The 14,129-nt window shown below is 59.8% G+C and carries 2 protein-coding genes; one reads left to right on the plus strand and one right to left on the minus strand.

The annotated features are described in order from the left end of the window. Positions 1 to 12,904 (minus strand): SdrD B-like domain-containing protein (locus A9Q02_RS18230; protein ID WP_097654524.1); only part of this gene is annotated, 12,904 nt, incomplete at its 3' end. Between the two features lie 548 nt (positions 12,905 to 13,452). Here A9Q02_RS18230 and A9Q02_RS18235 point away from each other — a divergent pair. Beyond that, positions 13,453 to 14,121: a TIGR04283 family arsenosugar biosynthesis glycosyltransferase gene (locus A9Q02_RS18235; protein WP_097654508.1), complete on the plus strand. Its 669-nt coding sequence runs from the start codon at positions 13,453 to 13,455 to the stop codon at positions 14,119 to 14,121. Positions 14,122 to 14,129 lie beyond the last annotated feature (8 nt).

Raw genomic sequence — 14,129 nt, forward strand, 5'->3', positions numbered from 1 at the left:
CCGCGAGGCCATTTTCACCCGCGTCTTGCAGGCCATTGCCGTTGGTATCCAACCAGACCCGGTCGCCGATGGTGGCGAGGTTGTAGGCCCCCATATCCCAGGTCTGGTCGCTTTGCCCCGCCGTGAGCGGGATCAATGCGGTCTCGCGTGTGACCGGGTTAGCATCGCTGTCAATGGTGCCGTCGCTGCCACGGTTGACAATGCTTATTTCGGTGTAGCCGTCGGGTTGCGCAAAGCGCAGGTAGTAGGTACCCGCGATGAGGTAGGTAAAGCTGTAGGTGCCGTTGGCCGCGGTGGTGGTGCTGAGCACCTCGGTATCACCCGCGCTCGGCCCAGGTATTGCGTCGTCGTCCAGATAGAGCGTCACGGTCACGCCGGCGATGCCAATTTCGTCGCCGCCATCCTGGAGACCATCGGCGTCGCGGTCGTGCCAGACCAGGTCGCCCAGGCGCGCCGGGCGGTAGAGGCCGAAGTCGAGCGTCTGGTTGCCGTTGGTGCCGTCGCCGTCAACGCCAACATCTGGCTCGCCGCCCCGGCTCAGTGTGATCGGCAGGCTGTTGACATGGCCGTTGCTATCGGTTGTGCCGTTGTCGTCGTTATTAACGTTGGTGTCGGGATCGGGCGTCAAGGCACCTTCATAAGGGCCAGTGGCGCTGCCATTGGTGCCGCTGCTTGAGACATAGGCCGCCAGTTCGCCGCTGGCAGCGAGGGCGCCGCCTGCACTGAAGTTGCTCGCCGGCAAGCGTACGATATAGTCGCCCTCGATCAGGTTGCTGAAGCTGTAGATGCCGTCGACATCCGTCGTTGTCGAAACCACAAACTCGCTGTCGAGATAGAGTTCAACCACGACACCTTCGATACCTGCTTCTTCACCTGCATCAAATAACCCATTGTTGTTGACATCGTCCCAGACCAGGTTGCCCAGGCTGAGCGGTTCAAAGAAGCCGAAGTCGAGCGTCAGGTTGGTGTTAGGATCGGTGTCCCCGTCATTGATTGGCTCAAACGAGGGATTGACGGTGATCGCCAGGCTGACGACGGCTTCACCAGGGATGCCAGTGCCGTTGTCGTCGTTGTCAATGTTGTTGTCGGGATCAGGGGCTGGCTCGTACGCTCCCGTTGCCGCGCCGTTGCTGCCGGTGCTGCTGCGGTGCAGGTAGAGTGGCCGTCCGCTGACGAATTCGCTGGCCGGGATGACCGCGATGTACGATCCCTGTTCGAGCAGGGTGAAGCTGTAGATGCCCGTGGCATTGGTTGTGGTTGTGCTGACCAGGGTATCGGTCAGGACATCGTAGCTGTTGTTGCCGTTGATGTCGCGGTAGAGTTCAATGACGACGCCTTCGATGCCAGGCTCGCCGGGGTCAACTAGGCCGTTATCGTTGGTGTCGTACCAGACCAGGTTGCCAATGGTGAGGCGTGGGTAGAGCCCGAGATCCCAGGTAAGATCGGTGTTGTCAGTCAGGGTGATCGTGGTAGTTCGCAGATCGACCGGGTTGACATCAGAGTCGGTGGCGTTGTTGGCACCCTGATCTTGCGGGCTCACCGCATATTCAGGCGGGATGTTGCCAAAGACGAGGTAGTAGGTGCCCGCGATGAGCCGGGTGAAGGTGTAGATGCCGTTGGCGTCGGTGGTGGTCGTCAGCGGCTGAATGCCGCCAGTCGCCAGATCACTGTCGAGCGGCTCGTTGGTGACGGCACTGTAGATCGTCACGGTGACGCCGGCGATGCCACTGGTTTCACTAGCATCCTGGATGCCATCGCCATCCACGTCGAGCCAGACACGATCGCCGAGGCGGGCATCGTTGAAGATGCCAAAGTCAATCGTCAGGTTGCTGCTATTGTCGGCAGCCGGATTGGTGATGTCGGTTGGCAGCGTTGTCTCTTCGCCGGTTGGTTCGCCTTCGACCGTCATCGTAAAGACAGAGGTGCGTACCAGGCTGCCACTGACAAAGGTGCCGTTGTCGTCGTTGTCGGTGAAGTCGGTCTCGGGGTCGGGGGCCGGCTCGTACGGGCCAACAACCAGACCGTTGCCGCCGGTGCTGGAGACGTAGTTCGCCGGGAGCGTGATCTGCACCGCGTAGTTGCCGCCGTCACGCAGTGCGCCGAAGAAGTAGCGTCCGCCATTGCTTGTGGTTGTCGTCGCAATCGGCGTCGTTTCGGCGCCAGCGATGGTGCCGTTGCCGTCGGCGTCGTAGAGCAGGGCGACGGTCACGCCGTCAACGCCGCTCTCGGTGGCATCATCAAAGAGCCCATTGTTATTCAGGTCTTCAAAGACCAGGTTGCCCAGGCTCAGGCTGTAGAAGCCGAAGTCGAGCGTCAGGTTGGTGTTGCTACCGCCGGGTTCGTCGCCGACGCTGAGCGTGATCACGCCGCTGTCAACATTGCCTGCAACAACGCCGCCTGTCGGCCCAACGCCATTGTCGTCGTTATCGACATCGTTATCGGGATCGGCTGCACTATCGGTCGGATTGCCGCTGTCGCTGCTGCGGAAGAAGCGCAGCGCGCCGTCCGTACCAAAGTTGCTGCTCGGGATACGCACGAGATAGTCGCCAGCAACCAGGTTGGTAAAGGTGTAGGTGCCCGTCGCGCTGGTGGTCGTCGTGCTGATCGTCGTCGTGTTGTCGCTGTTGCGCAACTCGACCGTCACCCCGCTGATCCCTGGCTCGCCAGCGTCGAAGGTTCGGTCGTTGTCGAGGTCGTTCCAGACCTGATTGCCCAGGGTGAGCGGGCGGAAGAGGCCGAAGTCAACGGTTAGGTTGCCATTGTTGCCGTCACCGTCGTTGGTCGGTTCATCCTGGGTGCGCAAGGTGATCGGCAACGAGCGCACGCCGCCATCGGCGGTGGTGGTGCCGTTATCGTCGTTATCGGTATTATTATCGGGGTCAAGCGCTGGCTCATACGGGCCGGTGGCGCTGGCATTGGTGCCGGTACTGCTGCGGTAGGCCGGCAGCGTGGCGGTCGCCGAGAGCACGCCCGTCGTAAAGTTGCTCGCCGGGAGCGTGACCTCATAGATGCCTGGATCAAGCATCGTGAAGCTATAGACTCCGGTTGCGTCAGTTGTCGTCGTCTGCAGCACGCTCACTCCGGATCCGGTCGTGCCGCTCAGTTCGACCGTTACCCCGACAAGCCCTGGCTCGCCATTATTGTCAAGCCCATCATTATTCCGGTCATCCCAGACGCGGTTGCCCAGGTTGACATATTGATAGAGACCGGCGTCCCAACTTCGATCATCGAGCCCTGGGGTCACTGTGATCAACGTGGTCGTACCCGTCACGCGATCGGCATCTGAGTCGTTCGTTGCGGTCAATGCGCCCGTCGCGTTGACGACGCTGCGCACATAGTCGGGTGGCAAGCTAAAGTTGATCGTGTAGACGCCCGAGGCCAGATAGGTAAAGCTGTAGGTTCCGGTGCTCGTGGTGGTCGTCGTCAGCACCGGGCTTCCGCCACTAAAGAGCGTGACGGTCACGCCGGCGATGCCGGTCTCGTCGCCGCCATCCTGGAGACCGTCGGCGTCGCGGTCGAGCCAGACCAGGTCGCCCAGGCGCGCCGGGCGGTAGAGACCAAAGTCGAGCGTCAGGTTACTGTTTTCATCGCGTGCCGGATCGCTGAACCCAACCAGCGGGAGCGGGTCGCTCTCATCGAGTGGCTCACTGCCGGGGGCCAGACTGATCACGCTGCTGCGTACGACACCGGTACCCTGGGTGCCGTTGTCGTCGCTATCGGTCGGATCAGTGTCGGCGTCGGGCGCTGGCTCGTACGGACCGGTCGGGCTTCCATTGGTGCCGCTGCTCGAAATATAGCCTGCGCCGGGCACCACCTCGACCAGATAGTCGCCCTGTTCGAGGCCACTGAAGAGGTAGTAGCCCCCGTTGCTCGTGGTCGTCGTGCTGATTAACGTGGTGCCGTTGCTTGCGTAGAGCCGTACCGTCAACCCGTCGAGTCCTGGCTCACCGGCGTCAATCCGTCCATTATTATCCAGATCTTCCCAGACCCGGTTGCCCAGCGAGAGCAACTGGTAGAGCCCGGCGTCCCAGGTGGGGTCGTCCTGATCCGAAAGGAGCGTGATCGGGATCGTTGTCGCTGTCGCTGTGACACCAGTTGGCACGTCACTGTCGAGCGCGTCGGTGGTTGTCACCACATCGCCCCGCGTAAAGGCGTAGCCAGCGGGCCGCGTGAAGGTGACCCGGTAGAGCCCCGGCTGGAGCCCGGTGAAGCTGTAGGTGCCACTGATCGCGAGCGTTGTGGTGGTGGTCGTCGTGCTGATGGTATCGTCACCAGTGCCAAAGGTACGGTCGCGCCCGGCCCCAGTCAACGTCACGGTAATACCACTAAAGCCAGGCTCACCCGCGTCTTGCACACCGTCGCCATTCAGATCCTCCCACACCAAGTCGCCCAGGCTCGCCGGAATCACCAGGCCCGCGTCCCAGTCCAGGTCTTGCTCATTCGAGGTCAGTTCGGTGCTCGGCATTACGCCGGTAGACTGGTTCGCGTCGGAGTCATTAGTGTTGTTTGCGCCGCTGACTTCGCCATTGGTGATCTTGGCGTAGGTAAAGGTATACGGATCAGTCGCCGTGACGGTGATGGTGTAGAACCCTGGCACAAGATCGGTGAAGGTGTAGTAGCCAGTAACACCGGTGGTTCTCGTCAGACTGACACTGTCACCAGGGCCGGTCACACCCACCAGGCCAACCGTGACCCCGGCGAGCCCGCTGGCGGCACCATCGTCTTGCACGCCATTCCCGTTGAGATCGTGCCACACAAAATTGCCAATGCTCGCCAACCGATAGAGCCCCGCGTCCCAGGTGAGGTCGTTCTCGCCCGAGGTGATGACGGTGCTCGCCATCACGCCAGTCGCGTTGGCGTCGCTGTCGGTTGCTGCCGTACCGCGCCCCTGCGGGCTGAAGAAGTAGGTCGCTGGGGCGGTGACGCTGACCGTGTAGGTGCCCGGGGCAAGGTCGGTAAAGCCGTAGATCCCGCTGGCGTTGGTCGTCGTCGTGATCGGGCTGAGCACCACGCCTGCCCCGGTTCTTCCGGTCAACGTGATGACCACATTCCCAATCCCCGGTTCGCCATCCTCCTGGATGCCGTTGGCATTCATGTCTTCCCAGACAAAATTGCCGAGGCTGGCCGGCCGATAGAGCCCCGCGTCCCAGGTGCGGTCAACTTGCCCCGAGGTGATGACGGTGCTCGCCATCACGCCAGTGGTTGGATTGGCGTCTGAGTCGATCGTGTTGTTGCCACCCTGATCCTGTGCGGTGATGCGGTACCCACTGGGGGCGGTGACGGTGACGGTGTAGGTGCCAGGGACAAGATCCGTAAAGGTGTAGATCCCGCTGGCGTCCGTCTGTGTTGTGAGATTGACTCCGATCCCGGCACCGTTCACGCCGGTGAGGTTGAGCGTGACATTCGGCACGCCTGGCTCGCCTGCGTCCTGCACGCCATTGCCATTTAGGTCGTCCCAGACCCGGTCGCCAATGGTGCCCAGCCGATAGAGCCCGGCGTCCCAGGTCGGGTCATCAACACCCGAGGCCAGGTTAATGTCGGCGGTGGCGCCAGTCAGCACACTCACATCGCTATCGAGCGTATCGTCGCCGACGTTTTGTGGACTAAAACGGTCGTAGTCGTCGGGACGGGTAACAGTCACCCGATAGACGCCGGGTAGCAGATCGGTGAAGGTGTAGAGACCACTGGCATCGGTGGTGGTGACAAGCGTTGTGTCGGTGACATCGTAGCTGCGGTTGCGCCCGTAGATCGTCAACGTGACGGTCACACCGGGAATGCCGAGTTCGCCACCATCCTGGATGCCATTTGCATTGATGTCGTGCCACACCCGGTCGCCCAGGCTCGCGCGTTCGACGAGGCCCGCATCCCAGTCCAGGTCTTGTTCACCCGAGGTGAGCATGGTACTCGCCATCACGCCGGTGGACTGGTTCGCGTCGGAGTCATTGGCGTCGGTTGCGCCGCTGACCTCGCTATCGGTGATGTTGGCGTAGGTAAAGGTATACGGATCAGTCGCCGTGACGGTGACGGTGTACGTGCCCGGGACGAGATCGGTGAAGGTGTAGTAGCCAGTCGCCGTCGTCGTTGTGCTGACCACAGCGGTACCAAGGCCATCGACGCCGGTCAGGCCAACCGTGATCCCATCAAGGCCCGGCTCGCCCCCATCCTGCAGGCCATTGCCGTTGAGATCGTGCCAAACAAAGTTTCCGAGGCTGGCGGGCCGATAGAGCCCGGCGTCCCAGGTGAGGTCAATCTGCCCCGAGGTCAATTCGATACTCGCCATCACGCCGGTGACAGGATCAGCATCGCTATCGAGCTCGTCGTTAGTCCCGCGATCCTGGGCGGTGAAGCGATAGCCTGTTGGTGCGGTCACGGTGACGCTATAGGTGCCGGGGATCAGGTTGGTAAACGTATAGATGCCACTGGCATCGGTCGTTGTTGTGCTGGTGACCGCGCTACCGAAACCGGTGAGGCCATTCAACGTGACAGTTATGCCACTGATGCCCGGCTCACCTGGATCCTGAATCCCGTTGGCATTCAGGTCTTCCCAGACCAAATTGCCGAGGCTGGCAAACTGGTAGAGGCCAAGATCATAGTCGGGGTTATCGCCCGAGACGGGCTCGATACCGACGATCGCGAACTCGTCGTTGGCATCGCTATCGAGCGTTTGGTCAGTACCTTGGCTCTGAGGGCTACGCTGATACCCGGTCGGGATCTCGGTGAAAAGAATCCGGTAGGTGCCAAGCAGCAGCGGGAAGCTATCCCCAAACCAGTAGAGACCGTCCTGATTCCCTGGGATCGTTGGATCACGATCAGTGTAGGTAACGTCAATCAGGTTATCTTCGGCATCAAACAACTCGACGCGTACCCCAAGCACACCGGTGATTTCGTTGGTGTCCTGGATGCCGTTGGCATTGAGATCGTGCCACACCCGGTTCCCGATCCGGATGCTCTCGTAGATACCCGCATCGAGGTCGCGGTTGTCTTCACCTGACGCCAAACGGACAAGCGTACTCACGCCACTGAGCGGGTTCACGTCGCTGTCAACCGTATCGTCGCTGCCCTGATCGCGTCGCGTGAACGAGCGATCTGCCGGGAGACCACTGAAGACGACGTAGTAATCCCCTGGCATCAGGTCGGTAAAGGTGTAGATGCCATTGAGATCGGTCGTTGTCGTGATCAGCGCAAGCCCGGCCCCGCTAAAGAGGGTAACGGTAATTCCCGCAACCCCAGTTTCACCTAGATTCTGGATACCGTTGATATCTGCGTCGAACCAGACCCGATCACCGAGGCTCGCGAGGTTGAAGACGCCCATGTCGTAGCTCAGGTCGATCGTGCTCGATCCGAGGTTGATCACAGGGGTGCGCCGATTGCCATCAACATCGCTGTCGAGCGTCGTCGTGATGCCTGGCGCGTTCTGCGGGCTGAGTTGGCTGTAGCCAGGGGTGGCCCCAAATTCAATGAAATAGAGCCCAGGGGCCAGGTTGTCAAAGAGGTACAAGCCATCGGCGTCGGTTGTCGTCGTGACGACCAGGCTATCGTCGCCGCCGCCAATAACCCCATCGTCACCAGGCCGGTAGAGGCTCACTTCGATCCCGGCGATCCCTGGCTCACCGCTATCCTGTGATCCGTTACCATTCAGGTCGTGCCAGACGCGATCGCCAAGGCTGGAAGGCTGGTAGAGGCCGATATCCCAACGGGTGTCGTTCTGTCCGGCGGCAAGGGTGGTGGTGATAGTTCTGAAGGTGACGGGATCAACATCCGAGTCGAGCGCATCATTGCCACCCTGATCCTGCGGGCTGAGCAGGTAGCTGTCAGGGATGATAAAACGCAGCGCATAGTCGCCCGGAATGAGCCCACCAAAGCTATAGTTGCCACTGGCATTGGTGACGGTTGTATTGAGTTCGTTGCCGTCGCTGTCGTAGAGCACCACCTGCACCCCGGGCACGCCACTCGTTTCGCTCGCATCCTGGATGCCGTCGGCATTGAGATCGAGCCAGGCCCGATCCCCAAGGCTGGCCGTACGGAAGATGCCGAAGTCCCAACTGGTATCATTTTGGCCGGGATCAAGGGTGGTCTCCGCCGTCTGGTACGTCGTTGGACTCGCGTCGGAGTCGAGCGTATCATTTCCACCCTGATCCTGCGGGCTGGCGCGGTAGCCGCTGGGCAGCACAAACTCGAGGTAGTAGTCGCCGGGGATCAGGTTGGTAAACTGGTATATACCGCTGCTATTCGTGGTTGTGCTTGCTACCGCCACGCCACTGTCAGGCCGGTAGAGCCGGACGGTGACATTATTGACGCCAACCTCGCCATCGTCCTGAATGCCATTATTGTTGGCATCATTCCACACCCGGTCGCCAATGCTGGCAAAGGTGTAGAGGCCCATGTCCCAACTGGGGTCATTTTCACCGGGGCTGAGGGTCGTGATCGCGGTGCGCCGCGTCACCGGGTCGGCATCGCTGTCGCGGGTATCGTCACCGCCCCGGTCATTGGGGCTGACTGCATACCCCGTTGGTATGCTGCTGAAATGAACAAAATAGGCCCCTGGAATGAGATCGGTGAAGGCATAACTGCCAGTAATACTAGTTGTCGTCGTGATAACGAGTTCGTCATCGCTGGTGCCTGCCCGCCCATCGGGGCCGGGCCGGTAGAGCCGTACCTCGACGCCGGCGACGCCGGTAATCTCTGCGGTATCCTGGATGCCATCACGGTTCAGGTCATCCCAGACCCGGTCGCCCAGGCTCGCTCGGGCGGCTACGAGGCCGGCATCCCAGGTCAGATCGCTTGTATTGTCGGTCAGGGTAATCAGCGGGGTGAGCCCGGTCGTCGGGTCGGCGTCACTATCCGTAGCAGCCGTATCCGTGCCGGTCAGCGTGAGGGTGTAACTCACCGGGAACCCGCTGAAGCGTACGCGATAACTATCTGCGGCCAGTTGGCTAAACCCATACCGCCCGCTGCTATCCGTGGTCGTGGTTGTCAGCGTGACGCCTTCACTACTGAGCAGTGTCACCGTCACCCCAGCTACGCCTGGTTCACCCGGATCCTGGATGCCATCGCCGTTGGTGTCAAACCAGACGCGATCGCCCAGGGCGGCCCCGCTCACAAAGCCAAAATCGAGCGTCTGATTGCCGTTGTTGCCGTCACCATCGTTCGTTGGCTCGCCGCCAACCGAGAGCGTGATCGGCAACGAGCGCACGACACCAGCAAAAAGTTGCCCGTTATTGTCGTGGTTGACATTGTCATCGGGATCGGGAACGGGTGCGTTGCCGTCGCTGGGCCGCATGCCGAAGAGGGCTTCGCCGGCATTGAAATTATCGTCGTCAATCACGACGATGTAGGTGCCCGCAGCAAGGTTGCTGAACTGGTAGTACCCCGGCACACTCAAGAAGGTTCGTGTCGAGGTGCCGCCGACATACTCCCCAGGATCGGGCTCACCATTTGTATTGAAATCACGATAGAGACTCAGCCGCACATCATTGATGCCGACCTCACCGGCGAGTGGTTCGTACCACCCATCGTTGTCAAGATCGTGCCAGAGCCGATCCCCCAGGCTCAGGTTGCCAGACGTGAGCAGCAACCCGGCGTCGCGGGTCAGGTCGAGCTGATTCTCGGTCAGCGTGAAGACCTCGGTGCGCCCGGTGATGCGGTTAGCATCGGAATTGAGGGTGTCGTTGCTTGTGAGGACATTGGTAAAGGTAAAGATGCCCTGGCTTTGGCTCGGCAGCACAAACTCGATCTGGTAGGTGCCCGAGATCAAGTCACTGAAGAGATAATAGCCCGGCGAGCCAACCGGATCATCCGCCGTTATCGTGGTTGTCAGTACTGTGCCAGCACCATCCAGCAACCGCACCGTGATCCCATTCATCCCATCGCTGACCGGCTCATTCTGGAGGCCATCGCCATTGCGGTCAATCCAGACATAATTGCCAACAGCCGTCTGCCGGATCAGACCAATGTCCCACGAGAGATCAATTTCGCCTGCTTCAAGCGTGGTTGTAATGCTCTGGAGCGTTACCGGATCGACATCCGAGTCAACTTCGCGATTTTCCCCCTGATTGGGGATCGTCAGACCATAGCCTGCCGGCGGAGTGACGCGAATATAGTAATCGCCATCTTGGATGCGCGTCGGATCCGAGAAGAGGTAGTAGCCAGGGTTGCCCGCATCATCAGGCCCCGAGAGCGTGAAGGCGACAAGGCGGTCGCCGGCACTCGGGCCAGGGAAGCCATCGTCATCTTCGTAGAATTCGATGCGTGCGCCGTTGACCCCGGGTTCGCCTTCGTCCTGAATGCCGTTTGCGTTGACGTCATGCCAGACATAGTTGCCATACGCCAGCGGCTTGATCTCGGTGCGCTCAATGCCGACGCGGGGCGGCTCAGCGGCCAGCAGGTAGTTGCCACTCAAGTCGCGGGCACGGTAGCCAAAGCTGTTCCAGGCAATTTTGGGATCAGCAGGTGGATCAAGATTATTAATAAAGGGCGCCCGCATCGGCCAGGTCACCCGTACCGCATCTTGCGGATAGAGGATCAGATCGCCAAAATCAATTTTGAACGAATTGACGGTGGTGATATCTGCCGGCAGTGCCGTCGACCATGCGGGATCCACACAACCGGGCGAGTCAATTGGTTCGCCTTCGTCATCTGTCAGACCAAGTTCGGGATTACGGCAGGGGTTCTTCGCCGTACTGTAATAGACCGTTGCCCCGGCAGGCGCACTGATCGGGCCAATTAGGTAGGGCTGCCACTCGGTCTCACGCTCGACATAGTAGCGTACGACACCAACATCACCTACATGTGACATAATGTCGATCAAGACGAGGCCAGTCAGCGCTACGCTGTTGGTATTGGTAATGACGAGTTGGTAGTCATCCTGCCCACCAGGTGTTGTGTGCCCATTGTCGGGGTCGCGGCTCCAATCACTATCAAGTTGGCCAAAGACAAGCTTGAGCGAACTCGTATTGGCTGCCTGTGCAAGGGTCACACTGCTGATTGACGAACTACAGATCAGTTCACTGGTGATGCCGTCGCCATCGAGGTCATTGCTGTCGGCTGACTGGCTATTGCAATTGTTCAGGAAGACCTCGCCCGGCGGGTTGGCGAAACTCGCGAGCGCAGCGGTATTGTTGATCGTCCCGCTCTGGGTCGAAGGTTTGATCTGCGCCCGGAAACGTAGCGTGATCGACTGTCCAGCCGGCAGGCTATAATCGCTCCAACTCCAGCGCAGCAGCGTCCGCCCGGTGCCATTATAGTTGTCAAGCACTTCTGTGGTTGGGGCCGGTACGCCACCGGTCGTCACCGTCGTGCTATCGGGGATATAACTCAGGCTATTGACGAGCAGATCCGCCAGTACGGGGTTGGTGAGCGATGTGGTTGCCCCCCCAACACCGGTATTATTCAGCGTCACCGTATACGTCACCGTACCACCGGCAAAGACAATCGCTGGACTCACCGCTTTGTTGACGGTGACCCGTGCACCAGGTTCGATGATCCGTGTGCGCTTTTCACTTGTCTGTATCGCGGTGACATCATTGTAGGTATACGTGCTGGTCGCCCGGTTGACCACAATCGAGTTAATCGGGGCACTTATCACCGTGGCACGGAAGCTATGGGCGGTAGACTGAAAGCCAAAGGGTAGCGGGTCGAGATAACGCCAGCGGAGCGAGGTGATATATTCACCTTCGCCAAGGGTAAGGGTACTGCATCCACCGCCTGTGGTAGGTGCAACATTGACACAGCTTGTACTGTTGAACGGCCCACCTGGGATCGTGCGGAAGGTCGAGGTTAGATTGGTGGTATAGTCCAGTTCCAGGCGCACCGAACTTGCTGGCGTGACATTGTGCCCACCGGCAGTGATCCGATTGACGCGCAGTTCAGCGGGGATCGGGTCGGTGATCTGCACCTCATTGAGGGCGGTGGTGCCTGTATTGCGAGTCGTGAAGCTATAGGTGATGTTGTCGCCAACCAGGGCTGTGTCTGGCCCACTCTTGCCAAAGGTGTAGCCCGGGGTCGGCGGTTGCAACAGCCGCACATCCGCATCACTCAACAGCAGCGTCGTCTCACCAGCCTGGGCGCTCACCTCAAGCTCATTGCGCAGCAGCGTCCCGATGGGTACGGTCTCATCAAACTGAACAACAACCCTGCGTGTCGCACACAGCGGACTCGGCACACTCAGCGCGGTCGCCGGCCAGGTCACAACTCCACTGCTATGGGTACCACCATCCGTGGCACTGACAAAGGTGGCACTGATCGGCAGGGTATCAGTAATCAGGACGTTGGTCAGGTTGAGCAGACCCGACGTATTGTTGGGCATGCAGACCCGCAACTCGTAGGTTGTATCAACACCGGGTGCACCACCCGCAATAAAGCGCTTGGTTGCAGTCGCGCTGGGCGCGGCCTGCGCCATAATGGACAAGAAATTGGAGAGTTTCGGGGCCGCCGTCGAAGAGCGCATCTCGGCGCGCAGTGTCGCGATAGTGCCATCGGGCGTTGAACCATTGGGGAAGCGCACCCCCACGCGGAGCGTCCCCGCATCACCGGCCTCAATCTGGGACGTAAAGACCCAGTTGACCGTAGAGGTAGCGGGGTCGTAGACGCTCGTATAATTTTCACCCGTGAAGAGTTGCACATCATTGGCACCACGCGCCAGTTCAGGCGGCAGCGGCAGGCTCACCGTAACATCTTCACAGGGGGTGTTCGTGATCGCCGAACAACTATACGCCAGGTTGATGACGGCCCAATCACCGCTGTTGACCACCGGGAAATCGGTGCGCAGACTGATATTCAGGCTCGCCCCCGAGGCAAAGACCGAGGTGACCGAACTGAAGGTAAGCAGGACAACAAGCAAAAACCGTAGGCCAACGGAAAGCCTGTGACGCAAGCGACGCCGGGGCGGGGAAGAAGACGTATCCATGCTTAGCTCCGCGCTGAGTTATTCAATCCGGTGAAGCGAAGGGGAGCATCCACCTCCCAAACCAGGGATGCCCACAACTCCGCCCCTTAACCAAGATCAAACCCAGTTGGCGTCGCAGCACGTTATTGAAAATGTGGAGCAGTGATGTTTACGTGTACCGACGCCAATACTTCATCAGGCGCGGAGTTTTCTTGTTCAACACGGACATAAAAATGTCGTTAAAATTCATACACTCACAAAAAATCCAGTTACACTAGTGTACCCTACGTGTGTTACCATTCTATAACCAGCGATCACTTATTGGGTTATCCCCAGGGCTTTTTGGGGAATTTTCCCCTTGACCACAATCTGCTATACGCTAGTATACCACCGCACCAGGCGTGCGAACATTACAGAAGTATAAATTTGGTTCAAGGCCTGCGCTTTCTGGCGGGGGTTCGGGGGAGGCAAAGCCTCCCCCGAAAAACTGCGGTTGTTCCGTGTTGGCGGCTTCGCCGCCAACACGGAACAACCGCAACGGGCTTTAGGGCCGCAGGCCAAAAAAACATATGAAAAAATACACCATCATCATCCCCACCCTCAACGAAGAAGCGATCATTGCCGAGGCGGTGGAGGCTGCCGTCGGTCTTGGCCCCCAGGTTGAGGTTATCGTCGCCGATGGCGGCAGCCAGGATCGCACCGTTGCGTTCGCCGAAGCAGCCGGGGCAACCGTCGTCGCAGCCCCGCGAGGCCGTGGGCCGCAGTGCAACGCCGGTGCCGCTGCGGCGCATGGCGCGATCCTGATCTTTCTCCATGCCGATACGCGGCTGCCCGACGATGTCATCGGGTTGCTCGAGACCTGGTTTAGCGCACCGCGGGTGCAGATCGCCAAATTTCGGCTCAGTTTTGACATTGATGACTTGGTACTCGATCTGGCCGCCAAGTGTATGTGGTACGATACGCGCCTGACGAGCTATGGCGACCAGGGCATCGTCATCCGTCGCACCTTCTTTGAGGCCCTGGGCGGCTTCCCCGCCTGGCCGCTCTTTGAAGACGTCCGGCTCTTTGAACGCGCCCGTGAGCGCACCTCCGTCGTCGTCCTACCGGCCAGGGTCGTCACCTCAGCGCGACGCTTCCAGGCCAACGGGGCCATCCCGCAACTCGTGCGTGACCTGGGGCTCTGGATCGAATATGTCGCGGGGGTCTCGCCGTTTGAGATCGCCGCACGCTATAAATAGACGGTTAT

The sequence above is a fragment of the Candidatus Chloroploca asiatica genome (assembly GCF_002532075.1).
GTDB lineage: Bacteria > Chloroflexota > Chloroflexia > Chloroflexales > Chloroflexaceae > Chloroploca > Chloroploca asiatica.